Below are 15,350 nucleotides of genomic sequence, written 5' to 3'. Positions count from 1 at the left end.
GGGCGCATCGGCGCGAATCGCACCGATCCCCGTGCCGGGCACGTCACAAACGTCGCAGCGCGAAGAACGAAATGAGGCGAACACCTGCTGTGAGCAGCTCAACATCCCAGTTCGGACAGAACCAGTGGCTCGTCGACGAGATGTATCAGAAGTACAAGCAAGATCCGTCGTCGGTCGATGAGAGTTGGCACGAGTTCCTCGCTGACTACACACCGGAAGCGCCGGGTGAGATAGCCAACAGCACGCCCGCCGCCACCGCTCCGACCGCCGCGCCGGCCACCCCGGCACCGGCCGCCGCACCGGCTCGGCCCACACCGGCACCGGCCGCGCCCGTGGCCGCCGCTCCGGCTCCGGCCCCGGCTCCGGCGCCCGCTCCCAAGGCCACCGCCGCCGTATCGGCCGCCGCTGCACCGCCGCAGGCTCGGGCACAGGCCAGCACCACCCCCGCACCGACCTCCAACGCGACGCCCACCAAGAGCGCCCCGGCCGAACCGGCCGCCGACGAGTCGAAGGTGCTGCGCGGACCGGCCGCTGCGATCGTCAAGAACATGTCGTCGTCGCTGACCATCCCGACCGCGACCAGTGTGCGCGCCATCCCGGCGAAGCTGATGATCGACAACCGTCTGGTCATCAACAACCACCTGGCCCGTACCCGCGGCGGCAAGATCTCCTTCACCCACCTGCTCGGTTATGCGATCGTGCAGGCGGTCAAGGCGTTCCCGAACATGAACCGGCACTTCGCCGAGGTCAGCGGTAAGCCGAATTCGGTCACCCCGGCGCACACCAATCTCGGCCTGGCCATCGACCTTCCGGGCAAGGACGGCAGTCGTACCCTCGTGGTCGCCGCCATCAAGAACACCGAGTCCATGTCGTTCGCGCAGTTCCACAGCGCCTACGAGGACATCGTGCGGCGTGCCCGCGACGGCAAGCTCGGCGCCGACGACTTCTCCGGCGTCACCATCTCGCTGACCAACCCCGGCACCATCGGCACCAACCACTCGGTGCCTCGCCTGATGCCAGGTCAGGGCGCGATCATCGGTGCGGGCGCCATGGAGTACCCGGCCGAATTCCAGGGCATGAGCGACCAGCAGCTCGCCGAGATCGGTATCGGCAAGCTCATGACGCTGACCTCCACCTACGACCACCGCATCATCCAGGGTGCGGAGTCCGGTGACTTCCTGCGCACCATCCACAACCTGCTGATCTCCGACGAGTTCTTCGACGAGATCTTCCACGGCATGGGTGTTCCCTACGAGCCGATCCGGTGGCGCAAGGACGTCAAGGAACGCGGCGTCGACAAGAGCGTGCGCGTGCAGGAGCTGATCTCCGCCTACCGCGCCCGCGGCCATCTGATGGCCGACACCGATCCGCTGCGGCTGGTCAAGGACAAGTTCCGCAGCCACTCCGACCTCGATGTCACCCAGCACGGCCTGACCCTGTGGGATCTGGACCGCGAATTCAACGTCGCGGGCTTCCACGGCCAGGAGCGGATGAAGCTGCGCGATGTGCTGTCGGTGCTGCGCGACGCGTACTGCCGCCACGTCGGCGTGGAGTACACCCACATCCTGGAAACCGAGCAGCTGCAGTGGATTCAGGACCGGGTCGAACAGAAGCACGAGAAGCCGACCGTCGCCCAGCAGAAGTACATCCTGTCCCGGCTGAACGCGGCCGAGGCGTTCGAGACCTTCCTGCAGACCAAGTACGTCGGCCAGAAGCGGTTCTCGCTCGAGGGCGCCGAGTCGACCATCCCGATGATGGACGCCGTCATCGACCAGTGCGCCGAGCACGCGCTCGACGAGGTCGTCATCGGTATGCCGCACCGCGGCCGCCTCAACGTGCTGGCCAATATCGTCGGCAAGCCGTACTCGCAGATCTTCACCGAGTTCGAGGGCAACATGAACCCGGCCGCCACCCACGGCTCGGGCGATGTGAAGTACCACCTGGGTGCGCACGGCACCTACATCCAGATGTTCGGTGACAACGACATCGAGGTTTCGCTGACGGCCAACCCGTCGCACCTCGAGGCCGTCGACCCGGTGCTGGAGGGGCTGGTCCGCGCCAAGCAGGACCTGCTCACCAAGGAGGACCTGGTCACTCGTGGCGAAGAGGCGCGCACCTTCTCGGTCGTGCCGCTGATGCTGCACGGTGATGCCGCATTCGCCGGTCAGGGTGTGGTCGCGGAGACGCTGAACATGTCCGGCCTGCGCGGCTACCGCGTCGGTGGCACCGTGCACATCGTGGTGAACAACCAGATCGGTTTCACCACCGCGCCGGAGAACAGCCGCTCCACCGAGTACTCCACCGATATCGCCAAGTCGATCGGTGCGCCGATCTTCCACGTCAACGGTGATGATCCCGAGGCCTGCACCTGGGTCGCACGCCTGGCCACCGACTTCCGCGAGCAGTTCCACAAGGACGTGGTCATCGACCTGATCTGCTACCGGCGTCGCGGCCACAACGAGGGCGACGACCCGTCGATGACCCAGCCGTACATGTACGACGTCATCGACACCAAGCGCAGCGTCCGCAAGTCCTACACCGAGGCTCTCATCGGCCGTGGCGACATCTCGATGAAAGAGGCCGAGGACGCCCTGCGTGACTACCAGGGTCAGCTGGAGCGGGTGTTCAACGAGGTCCGCGAGCTGGAGAAGTATCCGCCGGAGCCGAGCGAATCGGTCGAGGAGGAGCAGCCCATTTCGGGCACCGTCGTGACCGCGGTCGACAAGTCCGTGCTGCAGCGCATCGGCGATGCCTTCATGGGCGTACCGGAGGGCTTCAGTGTGCATCCGCGCGTCAAACCGGTACTGGAACGCCGTCGCGAGATGGCCTACGAGGGCAAGGTCGACTGGGCCTTCGCCGAACTGCTGGCCTTCGGCACCCTGATCGACGAGGGCAAAGCGGTGCGGTTGACGGGCCAGGACTCCCGGCGCGGCACGTTCACCCAGCGGCATTCGGTGATCATCGACCGCAAGTCGGGAGCCGAGTACACCCCGCTGCACAACATCGGCAGCGAGAACCCGGGCTGGTTCGCGGTGCACGACTCGGCGCTGAGCGAGTACGCGGCCGTCGGCTTCGAATACGGCTATTCCCTGGGCAATCCGGACGCGCTGGTGCTCTGGGAGGCGCAGTTCGGTGACTTCGTCAACGGCGCGCAGTCGATCATCGACGAGTTCATCTCCTCGGGTGAGGCCAAGTGGCAGCAGCTGTCGGAGGTCGTGCTGCTGTTGCCGCACGGTCACGAGGGCCAGGGTCCCGACCACACCTCGGGTCGCATCGAGCGGTTCCTGCAGCTGTGTGCCGAGGGTTCGATGACGGTGGCGGTCCCCTCCACCCCGTCGAACTACTTCCACCTGCTGCGTCGGCACGCCCTCGACGGCATCCGCCGCCCGTTGATCGTCTTCACCCCGAAGTCGATGCTGCGCAACAAGGCTGTGGTCTCCAATGTCGAGGACTTCACCGACACGAAGTTCCGCTCGACGCTCGAGGAGCCGACCTACGAAAGCGGCGACGGTGACCGCAACAAGGTCAAGCGGATCCTGCTCACCAGCGGCAAGCTGTACTACGAGCTGGTCGCGGAGAAGAACAAGAAGAACCGCGAGGATGTGGCGATCATCCGCATCGAGCAGCTGTACCCGATCCCGTCCTACCGGCTCAACGAGAAGCTCGCGACCTACCCCAACGCGACCGATATCGCGTGGGTGCAGGAGGAGCCGGCCAACCAGGGAGCATGGCCGTTCTTCGGCCTGAACCTGCCGGAGATCCTGCCGGAGCGGTTCACCAAGCTGCGCCGTATCTCGCGGCGTGCCATGTCGGCGCCGTCCTCGGGTTCGTCGAAGGTGCACGCGGTGGAGCAGCAGGAGATCGTCGACGAAGCGTTCGCCTGACGGCCTCTCCGGGTACGTAGCCGACCGCCTCTGACGCCGGGCCGGATCACTCATCCGAGTGATCCGGCCCGGCGTTTGTCATATCCGGGCCCGGTGGATCGTCGTAATCAGTGAAACGGTCTTGTGCCGGACAAGTTCCACACCGTATATTCGGCGTGGAATATTTGATGAGGGTTATGTCGGTAGGCGCGCGTAGCGTCCGGCGGCAGTGATGAAGGGAGTCGCCACCGATGTCCAAGCAGCCGGGTGCGATGTTGACGCCGCTGGCGATCTCGGTACTGGGGCTGCTGGAAGAAGATCGGATGCATCCGTACGAGATGTATCAACTGCTGATCAAGCGCCGGAAGGACAATCTGCTCAAGATCCGCCCCGGCTCGCTCTATCACACGGTGACCCGGCTGGCCGAGCAAGGACTGGTCCAGGCGGAGGGCACCGAACGCTCGGGTAACCGGCCCGAACGCACCACCTACTGCATCACCGATGCGGGTACCGCCGCGCTCCGGACCCGCATCGCCGAGATCGTCCGCCGGCCGATTCGTGAGTATTCGATCTTCCCGATCGGCCTGGCCGAATCGCACAATCTCCCCGTCGACGAAGTGGTCACCCTGCTCACCGAGCGGGTCGGCTGGCTCGACGGCGACATCACCGAACTGGAAGCCCTGAGCGAATGGGCGCAGAGCCGCCGGGTTCCCCGGCGGTACTGGATGGTGATCGATTATCTGCGTGGCCTGGCTCAGTACGAGGCCACCTGGTTGCGCGGGCTCATCGAGGAGCTGCGCGACGGTTCGCTGCTCTGGCAGGAATTCGACGCCGAGGGGATCCGTTGTCCGGAGAGGGACGGTGACCTGGGTCATGACTGGGGCGCGGCCCTGACCGACGACGTTCTCGCCGAACTGCGGAAGGGCGGTGCGGATACTGCCGACCGATGATCGGGCGCAGGATCGCGGCGCGCCCCGAGACCTTCACAACCCCCATCGATCGCAGTAGTCGATCGATGTCCGGAACAGGAACGAAATCTATGACATCCCAAAGAAATCCGTGGCTGGCGCTCACCGCGCTGGTAGTCGGGTTCTTCATGATCCTGCTGGATATGACCATCGTCGCGGTGGCCAATCCGGCGATCCTGCAGGACCTGCACACCGACATGAACAAAGTCATCTGGGTGACCAGCGCGTATCTGCTCACCTATGCGGTGCCGCTGCTGGTCACCGGACGTCTGGGCGACCGGTTCGGCCCGAAGAACGTCTATCTGGCCGGTCTGGCCGTGTTCACCGCGGCCTCGCTCTGGTGTGCGATGTCGGGCTCGGTCGAGATGCTGATCGCGGCGCGGGCCGTGCAGGGACTGGGCGCGGCGTTGATGACACCGCAGACCATGGCCGTCATCACCCGCACCTTCCCGCCGGACAAGCGCGGCGCGGCCATGGGCCTGTGGGGCGGTGTCGCCGGTCTGGCCACCCTGGTCGGCCCGATCCTCGGCGGTGTACTGGTCGACTGGCAGGGCTGGAACTGGATCTTCTACATCAATGTGCCCGTCGGCATCGTGGCCTTCGTGCTGGCGGTGTGGCTGGTGCCGAGTCTGGAGACCCATCAGCACAAGTTCGACGTCGTCGGCGTGGTACTCAGCGCGGTCGGCATGTTCCTGCTGGTGTTCGGTATCCAGGAAGGCAACACCCGGGATTGGGACGCCTGGATCTGGGCGATGATCATCGCCGGCGTCGTGGTGCTCGCCCTGTTCGTGGTCAACCAGGCCCGCAACAAGGACGAGCCACTGGTTCCGCTGAGCCTGTTCCGCGACCGGAACTTCTCGATGTCGAGTATCGCGATCGCCGCGATGGGCGCCGCGGTCACCTCGCTGATGGTGCCGGCGTACTTCTATCTGGAGGCGGTGCGCGAGTACACGCCGACGCGGGCCGCGCTGGTCTTCGCGCCGATGGCGATCGTCACCGGTCTGACCGCGCCGTTCATCGGCAAGATCTCCGACCGGATGCCACCGCGGATCCTGCCGACCCTCGGGTTCGCGGGCTTCGCACTCACGGTGTTCGCCTTCGCGGCGCTGATGAAGCCGGACAGCTCGATCGTGCTGTTCCTGATCGTCGCCGGTATCGCGGGTCTGTCGAACTCCTGCATCTGGGCCCCGCTGGCCTCCACCGCCACCCGCAATCTGCCCATCCATCAGGCGGGCGCCGGTGCGGGTGTGTACAACACCACCCGGCAGGTCGGCTCGGTCCTCGGTAGTGCCGCGATCAGTGCCCTGATCTCGGCCCGGATGTCCGCGCAGGGCGTGGGCGGCGGTCAGTTCGGCGAGGGTGGCGGTACCGGAATGGGCCACATCCCCGACCAGATCATCGACAAGTTCAGCACGGCTCTGGGCCAATCGATGCTGCTGCCCGGAGCGATCCTGCTCATCGGTGTCGTGGCCTCGGCCCTGTTCATCGGCAACGGATCGAAGAAGAAGGCGGAAGCCGAACCGGACACCGAGCCGGAGAAGGCCGGCATCGCAGGCTGATCCGGATGGCCCCCGGCGAGGTCCGCGCGGAACGATTTCCGCGCGGACCTCGTCGTATCCAGGACCGGATCACCTCATCCCACCCGAACGGTGCGGGACGGGTAACCGCTGGCTCCGTCCGGAATCACATCGGCGACCTCCGCGGTCTGGACCTCGCCGGTGCCGTCGGTGGAGCGCGCCCGGATCGTGTGGGTGCCGGAAGCGGCGTCCCAGTCGAAGCTCCACTGCCGCCAGGTGTCGATCGACGGTTCGTCGGCCAGGTGTGCGGATTGCCATGGGCCGTTGTCGATCTGGACCTCCACCGCCCGGATGCCCCGGTGCTGGGCCCAGGCCACACCGGCGATGGTGACCGCGCCGGCGCGAACCGTGCCGCGTGGGGTGTCGATGCGGGTACCGGTCTTGATCGGGCCGCGAGCGGACCAGCCGCGCCGGGTCCAATAGGCCTGGGCGCGATCGAATCTCGTGATCTCCAGTTCGGTGACCCACTTGGTGGCCGAGACATAGCCGTACAGGCCGGGAACGACCAGCCGCGCCGGATAGCCGTGTTCGACCGGCAGTGGTTCACCGTTCATGCCGACGGCGAGCAAGGCGTCCCGGCCGTCGGTCAGTGCCGCGAGCGGACTCCCCGCGGTGAATCCGTCCGCACTGCGGGACAACACCATATCGGCGTCGGGATGCGGTCGAGCCTCGGCGATCAACTCGTCGAGCCGATAGCCGAGCCAACGGGCGTTCCCGATCAGATCACCGCCGATCGGATTCGATACGCAGGTCAGGGTCACCATCCGCTCGACCGGTCGCCGGCGCGCGAGATCGGCGTAATCGAGCCGGATTTCACGATCGACCATTCCGTGGATGCGCAGCGACCACCCGTCGGTACTGACCTGCGGAACCGTCAACGCGGTATCGATGCGATAGAAATCGGAGGCCGGGGTGAGATACGGCGCGAGACCGGGAATCCGGAGATCGGCGCCGGGAACAACGGGCGCCTCCGGTACCGGTGGCGTCGGTAACCGCACCGCGGCACGCTCGGCCGCCACGCTGCGCACACTCGCCCCCAGCATCCTTCCGGCGATACCCGCCGCCACCGCCAGCACTCCGACACCGGCGATCCCGCGTACCACCTGCCGCCGATCGACTTGCGCCGCAACCGATTCCGCCGACTTCGGCGGGGAGGATCCCTGAGCCGGCGAACCACCGGACACGGCCACGTCGCATCGCCGGATCAACCAGCGCAACATGACAATCGCGAACGCGACCCCGATGACCGACGGCAACGCCCAGGTCCAGTCCGCTGCCGGGCGCTCGACCGCCGCCCAGGCCGCCGCGATGCCGAAGAGACCGAGCACGACCGAACCGACCGGCCGCGCCGTGCGCTCGAGCGCGCCCACGCAGGCAGCGACGATCAGGGCCGCGACACCCATCAGCAGATACAGCACCGACTTGTCGTTGGTGCCGAAGGTATCGATCGCCCATTCCCGCACACCGTCCGGCGTGTGATCGACCATCGTGGATCCCAGCGCGGACAACGGCGCGCTTCCCGCCCCGACCGGCACCGACACCAGCTCCGCAACACCCAGCGCCAACCCTGCGGACACCAATCCGCAGGCCGCCCGCAGTCCCGTACCGGCCATATCGGCGAGCGTACTGCGAATATGTGCCCGGCCCCCGTGCTCTCGCCGACCGTCACACTTCCGTCAGGAACGCCGTATCGCGCTCGGCTCTCCGCGTGCGCCCGCCGAGAATCACCTCGGCAGCTTGTCCGAGAACCTCGCCACGCACCCACACGAATACCGGTCGAGGAAGACCCACACCGCCAGGCGCGATCACCCGTCGGCCCGGCACGGCATCGGTGATTCGCGCGGACGGCCCGACGAGACCGGCCTCCGTCCGGTACCGGGTTCCTGCTCGCTGTCGCAGCCGGTGATCCAGCCCACGTCGGCAGTTCCACGGCAAGCGCCCAGCTGCCTCTCAGGAAAGGCGCGCTTAATTGATACAGGATCCGAATCACCGCGCCGGGTCCCAGCCGACGTACAGGATGTGACCGAACAGGACGTGATGAGCGTGTATCCGAATGAGGGAAACCGGCCGCAGGAGGACGGACCGCACGAACCGCAGTCGGGGGCGTACGGTTCGCCGCAGTCCCAGGGACAACCACAGCACGGCGAGCAACCGTCCCCCGGTGGTCAGCCGCCGTACTCCGGGCAAGCGCCCTATCCGGGGCAACCTCCGTACGCGGGTCGATCGCCCTATGGCGGTCAGGCTCCCTACCCGGGTCAGCCCTACGGCGGTCAGTCGCCCTACCCGGGTCAGCCCTACGGTGGACAGCCTCCCAACTCGGGCCAGCCCTACGGTGCTCAGCCGCCTTACGGAGGCCCGCCGTACGGGAGCCAAGTCCCCTACGGCGGTCACCCTGTTCCGGGACAGCAATATCCACAGGCGCGTCCGGCCAGGCACGGCCTGAGCTTCGCAGTGGCCGCGGCCCTGGTGGCGGTCGTCGCGCTGACCATCGCCCTGGTCGGCTCGCGAATGGGTACCCAGCAGCCCCCTGCCGGACAGATCGGGCACAACCAGGGATCGGTGGTCCAGCCGATCGGTTCGCAGACCGAATCGGCCGCGCTGGAGAAGGCGGCCGATGCGGTGGTCCCCGGGATCGTCCTGGTCAATACCGAACTGGGCATGCAGAACGGCGCCGGTGCGGGCACCGGAATAGTGATCGGATCCGACGGCACCATCCTGACCAACAATCACGTGGTGGAGGGCTCGACCGATATCTCGGTCACCGCGATGGGCGACGGTCGCACGTATCACGGCACCGTGGCCGGATTCGACCGGCAGGACGATCTGGCGATCATCAAACTGCAGGGCGCGTCCGGTCTGCCGACCGCACCGCTCGGTGATTCGGACAAGGTGAAGGTCGGCGACAGCATCGTCGGTGTCGGCAATGCCGGCGGTACCGGCTCACCCACCGCTGCGGGCGGCCAGGTGGCCGCTCTGGACCGGTCGATCACCGCGAGTGACGAGTCCGCAGGCGCCTCCGAACAACTCACCGGCCTGATCCAGGTGGCCGCGAACATCCAGCCCGGCGATTCGGGTGGTCCCCTGATCAACAGCTCCGGTCAGGTGGTCGGCGTGAACACCGCGGCATCCCAGGGCTTCCGGCTGGGCGCCGGTGGTGGTCAGGGCTTCGCGATCCCCATCAACAAGGCGGTGTCGGTCGCCAAGCAGATCCAGGCCGGAACGGCATCGGACCACGTGCACATCGGCGATTCGGGCTTCCTCGGCATCGCGATGAGCGATGCCAACGGCTCCGGAGCACTGGTCCGCAATGTGGTCGGTGGTGGTCCGGCCGAATCCGCGGGACTGACCTCCGGTGATGTGATCACCGGCCTCGACGGCCACGCCATCGACTCCGCGACCAGCCTCACCGACACCATGGATCAGCATCACCCGGGCGATACCGTCACACTGACTTGGACCGATCCGGCCGGGCAGAGCGAATCCGGGCGGGTCGCCCTGACCCAGGGCCCGGTGGGCTGAGCCACGCCCCGGGCCCGGCCACGCACCCGGCCCGGGGCTCCGGTGACCGTCGCGACGGCGATCGCAGCGAGCACGCCCGCACCGTCCGGCCTGCCGTCAGTCCCGATTGAGCCGGATCTCGATATCACCGGATTTCGCATGCGGTCCCGGTTCGCGCACCACCTGCACCCCGATCGCGGCACCGGAATCCCGCTCCACGAACGACAGTGGCGGCGCCCCGTCCTGCAGGTACTTGTCCCCCCACTGAATCAGGGCCAGGAAGACGGGCAGCAGATCCTCACCGGCGGCGGTCAACCGGTATTCCGCACGCGCGCGGCGCCCCGGCTCCTGATAGCGCACCCGCTCGACGACCCCCGCCGACTCGAGTTGCCTGAGCGCCCGCGACGCCGCGGGCGCGGATGCCCCCACGCGTGCCACAAAATCCTCGAATCTGGTTGTGCCGTAGAAACATTCGCGAACGACCAGAAACACCGTCCGCGTACTGAGCAACTCCAGGACCCGCCCGGCCGAGCAGTTGTCTCCGATCGACCAGCCGTCCCGGTCGCTCAACCGCTCTTCGAAGGTCATCGACATGGAACCCATCTTACCTAACGCTTGCGTTACTCAGGTCAACTGTGCTGTCATCTAACTAACGAACTCGTTATTCAGATGGGTGATATCCGGAAAGGAAACCGATGGTCGAGATCGAAGGCGCGGTCGCACTCGTCACGGGTGGCCGCCGCGGACTGGGCAAGGCATTCGTGGACGAGCTCCTGCGGCGCGGCGCGGGGAAGGTCTACGCCGCCGCGCGAACTCCACATCCCGACCCCGATCCACGGATCGAGCCCCTCGCGCTCGACGTCACCGATCCGGAGTCGGTGGCGGCAGCGGCGCAACGGGCGACCGACGTCGGCATCGTGGTCAACAACGCCGGCGTACTCCTACCGGCGCCGCTGCTGACCGCCGATATCGCCGACGTCCGAACCACGTTCGACACCAACGTCTTCGGCCCGTTGCGGATCGCCCAGGCCTTCGCACCCACACTGGCGACCAACGGCGGCGGCGCACTGATCGATATTCACTCGGTGTTGTCGTGGGGTGCGGGAGCGGCGGCCTACGGCGCGTCCAAAGCGGCACTGTGGTCGTTGACCAACTCACTGCGGCTGGAACTCGCCGCACAGCACACCCAGGTGGTCGGCGTACATCTGGGATTCGCCGATACCGAGATGGTCCAACGGCTCACCGTCGACAAGATCTCCCCCGCGCGGGTCGCCGAGGCGGTTTTCGACGGCGTGGCGCGCGGCGACGACGAGGTACTGGTCGATGAGCTGACCCGGCGGGTGAAAGCGGCGCTGTCCGGGCCCGTCGAGGGTCTGGCACTCACCGTTCCCCGGTGATCCGGGTCTGCGAAAGGACGAACCGATGCCCCTCTGGCACATCTACCATCCGGCAAATACCTACTCCGACAAGGACAAACAGGATTTCGCCCGGGATATCACCGCGCTCTACACCAGCTTCGGCCTGCCCGAGTTCTATGTCGTCGTACTGTTCCGGGAACTCGAGGAGTCGTCGTTCTTCGTGGGCGGCGCACCCGCGCGCGACACCGTGCGGATCGTCGTGGAACACCTGGCCCGCCATCTCGACGATCCGGATACGCGCAGGCGATCGACCCTGCGACTGAACGCGATCATGGAGCCCTACACCCGCGATCGCGGACTGCATTGGGAATTCCACACCTACGAATCCCCACGAGATCTGTGGATGATCGCCGGATTGTTCCCGCCGGACGCGGGTTCGGAAGCCGAAAAGGTCTGGGCCCGTACGAACGAACCGGCCCCGTATTGAACGCCGAGTACCCGCCGCACGAGCAGGGCGGCGGGTACCGGGCGCGAGCGGAGATCGCTATTCGCCGCCGTACATGTTGATCATCCACGGAATCGAGAATTTGTCGGTGACCATGCCGAACAGTTGCGCCCATTCGGTCTTGCCCAGCGGCATCGAGACCTGGCCGCCGTCCGACAGCCCGGCGAAGATCCGCTCGGCCTCGGCCTGATCGTCGACATCGAGGCAGACGCTGAACGCCGGGTCCGCGTATGAGACCGTCTGATCCGGCGGGCAGTCCGATCCCATGATCATCTGATCGGGCCGCCAGGTCAGGGCCGCGTTCGCGACCCGCTTGCCGATATCGTCGGGCAGATTTCCCCCGCCTTCGCCACCCATGTCGCGGTAGCGGACCAGCTGCAGCTCACCCCCGAGCACCGACTTGTAGAACTCGAATGCCTCCTCGGCATTTCCGTTGAACATCACGTACGTCGTAGCAGATTTCACGGTTGCCTCCTCCGAGTGGATCCGGGCCTGCGACCGGCGCCGCCGCCCTGCACATCCGACGATGGCAACCGGCCGAAATCATCGCTTGCACCGATATTCTGCCCCGGCGGCATCCGGCCCGTGCCGATATGCGCAACGGCCCGCCTTCTCGGAGAAGGCGGGCCGTTGGCCGGGGTGGCGCGACCGCAGGAAGCAGCCCGCGTCACCACCCGGGGAGCCGCGAACGGCCCCGAACGAACAGGGGCCGGTAGGCGATCAGTCGTAGATCGACTCGACCTCGGTGGCGTAGTTCTTCATCACCACATTGCGCTTGAGCGACATCTTCGGCGTGAGCTCGCCGCTCTCCTCGGTCCAGTCGACCGGCAGGATGCGGATCTTCTTGATCGCCTCGGCATGCGAGACCAGCTTGTTGGTCTCCTTGACCGACTTGTCGATCTCCGCGACCAGCTCCGGCAGCTCGATCAGCTTCTCGATCGAGGTGTCGGCGGCGACGTTGTTGCGGGTCTTCCAGCCCGGCAGCGCCTCCGGATCGAGGGTGATCAACGCGCCCACGAAGGGTTTGCCGTCGCCGACGACCATGACCTGGCTGATCAGCGGATGCGAGCGCAGCGAATCCTCGAGCATCCCCGGGGAGACGTTCTTGCCGCCCGCGGTGACGATGATTTCCTTCTTGCGACCGGTGATCGTGATGAAGCCCTGATCGTCGATCGCGCCGAGGTCACCGGTCTTGAACCAGCCGTCGGCGAAGGCCTCCTCGGTGGCGGTGGGATTGTTCCAGTAGCCCGCGAACAGGACCGGACCGCGCAGCAGCAGCTCACCGTCGTCGGCGACCTTGGCGGCATGGCCACCCAGCGGACGACCGACCGAGCCGACCTTCAGGTGATCGGGCGTGTTCACCGATACCGCGGCCGTGCTCTCGGTGAGGCCGTAGCCCTCGTAGATGGTGACGCCGACGCCGCGGAAGAAGTGCCCCAGCCGCGCGCCCAGCGGACCACCGCCGGAGACCGCGGACTTACACCGCCCGCCCATGGCCTCGCGCAGTTTGCCGTAGACCAGCTTGTCGAACACGGTGTGTTTGACCTTGAGAACCAGCCCCGGGCCGCCCTTGTCGAGGGCCTGGCTGTATTCGACCGCGACATCGGCGGCCAGATCGAAGATCTTGCCCTTGCCGCCGTCGTGGGCCTTCTGCTTGGCGCCGTTGAACACCTTCTCGAATACCCGCGGCACCGAGAGGATGAAATCGGGCTTGTACTCACCGAACTGCTCGACCAGCGTCGACCAGTCCGCGGTGTGCGCGACGGTGACTCCGGCGTCGAAGGCGGCCAGCGCCACCGCGCGGGCGAACACGTGCGCCAGCGGCAGGAACAACAGTGAGCGATGTCCCGGCTTGAGGAACTGCGGCATCGCGGCGCGGTCGGCGGCGGACTCGGCGTAGAGGTTGGCATGCGAGAGCATGACGCCCTTGGGCCGGCCGGTGGTGCCGGAGGTGTAGATCAGTGAGGCCGGGGAGGCGGCCTGGACCTGCTTGCGCCGCTCGTGCACGACCTCGTCGCCGAGTTCGGCGCCCCGGGTCACCAGGGTGTCGATCGCGCCCTCGTCGATCACCAGCGGCTCACCGAGTTCCGGCAGGCCGTCCTCGATCTCGGCGATGGTGGCGCGGTGCCGGGCGTTCTCGACCACGATCAGCTTGGTGCCCGAATCCGACAGGATCCAGCGCGCCTGCTCGGCGGAGGAGCTGTCGAAAATCGCCACGGTACAACCGCCGGCCGCCCAGATCGCGAAGTCCAGCACGACCCACTCGTAGCGGGTGGCGGCCAGGATGGCGACCCGGTCACCGAGTTCGATACCGGAGGCGATCAGTCCCTTGGCCACCGCGGTGACGTGCTTCGCGAACTCCGCGGCGGTGACATCGGTCCACCCGCCCTTGCCGTCCGGCCTGTTGAACACCACCAGGCCGGGCGTGCGCTCGGCATGCCGAAAGGCGCCATCGGACATATTGGCGTCTTCGGGGATGGTGTAGGTAGCCGGGACTTCGAACTCTCGCATCGGTGCCCTTCCACGTGGTCTACTCGCCAGTAATTTACGCCAGCCGCAGCGGCGGGTTCGCACCCGGCCGTCCCGTCGGTATTCCGACGCGGATACGGCGGGGCGGAACCCGTCCGAGCGACTTCTATCCTATGGACCGGATTTGCGCTGGTTGCAGCGATTCGCCGAGGAACTCCGCCAGCTCACGCGCGGCGGCCGCGGCGGGCTCCACCAGGGAGGCCTGCAACTGGGAGACATGCCAGAGTCCGCGGGTCACCGAGAATCGCACCGGTACCTCCGCCGCACGCAGCGCGTCCACCAGCCGCACGCATTGATCGTGCAGCAACTCCCCCGCATCGACCTGGACGTAGATGTCCGGCAGGCCGCGCAGGTCACCCAGCAGCGGCGCGTAACCCGAATCCAGCGGATCGCCGTCGCCCAGGTAGGCGGCCGCGCACATCCGCGACCACGGCGTGTTGATCACCAGATCGCGCGCGCGACCCGGTAGTTCGTTCGGATCCGCCCACGGCGCGATCAGGCCGAGGGCGGCGGGCCGGATATCGTGCCGATCGCGCAACCGCTGCGCGAGCGCCAGCGCCAATCCGCCCCCGGCGGAATCACCGGAGACCGCGATGTGCTCGGGTGCGAGCCCGGTGGAGACCAACTCCAGGAAGGCCGCCTCGGCATCGTCGAGCGCGGCCGGACAGGGGTGTTCCGGCGCCAGCCGATAGTCCGGAACATGAACCGCACAACCGATATCGCGTGCCAGGTGCGCAGCCAGCGACCGATGGGTGGCCGGGGATCCGATGGTGTAACCACCACCGTGCAGATACAGCACCGCACCCGATCCGGTCGCCCCGGCCGCGGTCACCCGCTCCGCGGGCCGTCCACCCAATCTCATCCGGTCCACCCTGGTCCCGCCCGGCAGGGTCTGCAGCACGGAACCGGCATCGAGCAGGGCACGCTGCAGCGTGAACGGCAGCCGGCTGTGCATGGCGAACCGGAACATGGGGTGCAGGATGGCCCGTGCGACGGGCAGGGGCAACGAGAACGACTTCGAGAAATCAGGCATCACGACAACTCACTCGAAA

11 protein-coding genes are annotated in these 15,350 nt (G+C 66.8%); 6 read left to right on the top strand and 5 right to left on the bottom strand.

The annotated features are described in order from the left end of the window. Nucleotides 1-71: 71 nt before the first annotated feature. The 3 genes from AB0L57_RS19100 (at nt 72) to AB0L57_RS19090 (ending at nt 6,390) form a co-directional block, all read left to right on the top strand. Entirely contained in the window at nt 72-3,884 is a 3,813-nt protein-coding gene (locus AB0L57_RS19100) for a multifunctional oxoglutarate decarboxylase/oxoglutarate dehydrogenase thiamine pyrophosphate-binding subunit/dihydrolipoyllysine-residue succinyltransferase subunit (protein WP_364963666.1), read from the top strand. Between the two features lie 230 nt (nt 3,885-4,114). After that, complete coding sequence (locus tag AB0L57_RS19095) at nt 4,115-4,813, top strand: helix-turn-helix transcriptional regulator (protein WP_364963663.1); 699 nt, start codon at nt 4,115-4,117, stop codon at nt 4,811-4,813. An 89-nt stretch (nt 4,814-4,902) separates the two neighbouring features. Beyond that, nucleotides 4,903-6,390 carry a DHA2 family efflux MFS transporter permease subunit gene (locus AB0L57_RS19090; protein ID WP_364963660.1) on the top strand — a complete coding sequence of 496 codons (1,488 nt, stop codon included), beginning with the start codon at nt 4,903-4,905 and terminating at the stop codon, nt 6,388-6,390. A 74-nt stretch (nt 6,391-6,464) separates the two neighbouring features. Here AB0L57_RS19090 and AB0L57_RS19085 read toward each other — a convergent pair whose 3' ends face one another. Then, entirely contained in the window at nt 6,465-8,021 is a 1,557-nt protein-coding gene (locus AB0L57_RS19085) for a molybdopterin-dependent oxidoreductase (RefSeq protein WP_364963658.1), read from the bottom strand. A 406-nt stretch (nt 8,022-8,427) separates the two neighbouring features. On the opposite strand from AB0L57_RS19085, the gene AB0L57_RS19080 reads away from it, so the two are divergent. Further along, the gene (locus tag AB0L57_RS19080; protein ID WP_364963656.1) at nt 8,428-9,927 is read left to right on the top strand and encodes a trypsin-like peptidase domain-containing protein; all 1,500 of its coding nucleotides are present in this window, start codon (nt 8,428-8,430) and stop codon (nt 9,925-9,927) included. Nucleotides 9,928-10,023: 96 nt separating this feature from the next. On the opposite strand, the gene AB0L57_RS19075 is transcribed toward AB0L57_RS19080, so the two are convergent. After that, nucleotides 10,024-10,500, bottom strand: a complete 477-nt coding sequence (locus AB0L57_RS19075; RefSeq protein WP_364963653.1) for a helix-turn-helix domain-containing protein — start codon at nt 10,498-10,500, stop codon at nt 10,024-10,026. A gap of 101 nt (nt 10,501-10,601) precedes the next feature. On the opposite strand from AB0L57_RS19075, the gene AB0L57_RS19070 reads away from it, so the two are divergent. Both AB0L57_RS19070 and AB0L57_RS19065 read left to right on the top strand, forming a co-directional pair. Next, nucleotides 10,602-11,303 carry an SDR family oxidoreductase gene (locus tag AB0L57_RS19070; RefSeq protein ID WP_364963649.1) on the top strand — a complete coding sequence of 234 codons (702 nt, stop codon included), beginning with the start codon at nt 10,602-10,604 and terminating at the stop codon, nt 11,301-11,303. A gap of 25 nt (nt 11,304-11,328) precedes the next feature. Then, nucleotides 11,329-11,751, top strand: coding sequence for a tautomerase family protein (locus AB0L57_RS19065; protein WP_364963647.1), 423 nt, complete (start codon nt 11,329-11,331; stop codon nt 11,749-11,751). A 57-nt stretch (nt 11,752-11,808) separates the two neighbouring features. On the opposite strand, the gene AB0L57_RS19060 is transcribed toward AB0L57_RS19065, so the two are convergent. The 3 genes from AB0L57_RS19060 to AB0L57_RS19050 all read right to left on the bottom strand — a co-directional run bounded on the left by AB0L57_RS19060 (nt 11,809) and on the right by AB0L57_RS19050 (nt 15,331). Beyond that, nucleotides 11,809-12,234, bottom strand: a complete 426-nt coding sequence (locus tag AB0L57_RS19060) for a VOC family protein (RefSeq protein WP_364963644.1) — start codon at nt 12,232-12,234, stop codon at nt 11,809-11,811. A 255-nt stretch (nt 12,235-12,489) separates the two neighbouring features. Then, nucleotides 12,490-14,280 (bottom strand): long-chain fatty acid--CoA ligase, encoded by a 1,791-nt coding sequence (locus tag AB0L57_RS19055; protein WP_364963642.1) that lies wholly within the window; start codon nt 14,278-14,280, stop codon nt 12,490-12,492. Nucleotides 14,281-14,404: 124 nt separating this feature from the next. Beyond that, the gene (locus tag AB0L57_RS19050) at nt 14,405-15,331 is read right to left on the bottom strand and encodes an alpha/beta hydrolase (protein ID WP_364963639.1); all 927 of its coding nucleotides are present in this window, start codon (nt 15,329-15,331) and stop codon (nt 14,405-14,407) included. Nucleotides 15,332-15,350: the final 19 nt, after the last annotated feature.

The sequence above is a fragment of the Nocardia sp. NPDC052254 genome (assembly GCF_040679495.1).
Taxonomy (GTDB): domain Bacteria; phylum Actinomycetota; class Actinomycetes; order Mycobacteriales; family Mycobacteriaceae; genus Nocardia.
This window is presented reverse-complemented; position numbering and strand designations above follow the sequence as displayed.

Coding starts and splice junctions, on each gene's coding strand:
- AB0L57_RS19100 (WP_364963666.1), top strand. CDS start 72: ATGAGGCGAACACCTGCTGTGAGCAGCTCAACATCCCAGTTCGGACAG.
- AB0L57_RS19095 (WP_364963663.1), top strand. CDS start 4,115: ATGTCCAAGCAGCCGGGTGCGATGTTGACGCCGCTGGCGATCTCGGTA.
- AB0L57_RS19075 (WP_364963653.1), bottom strand. CDS start 10,500: ATGTCGATGACCTTCGAAGAGCGGTTGAGCGACCGGGACGGCTGGTCG.
- AB0L57_RS19055 (WP_364963642.1), bottom strand. CDS start 14,280: ATGCGAGAGTTCGAAGTCCCGGCTACCTACACCATCCCCGAAGACGCC.
- AB0L57_RS19050 (WP_364963639.1), bottom strand. CDS start 15,331: ATGCCTGATTTCTCGAAGTCGTTCTCGTTGCCCCTGCCCGTCGCACGG.
- AB0L57_RS19065 (WP_364963647.1), top strand. CDS start 11,329: ATGCCCCTCTGGCACATCTACCATCCGGCAAATACCTACTCCGACAAG.
- AB0L57_RS19070 (WP_364963649.1), top strand. CDS start 10,602: ATGGTCGAGATCGAAGGCGCGGTCGCACTCGTCACGGGTGGCCGCCGC.
- AB0L57_RS19085 (WP_364963658.1), bottom strand. CDS start 8,021: ATGGCCGGTACGGGACTGCGGGCGGCCTGCGGATTGGTGTCCGCAGGG.
- AB0L57_RS19090 (WP_364963660.1), top strand. CDS start 4,903: ATGACATCCCAAAGAAATCCGTGGCTGGCGCTCACCGCGCTGGTAGTC.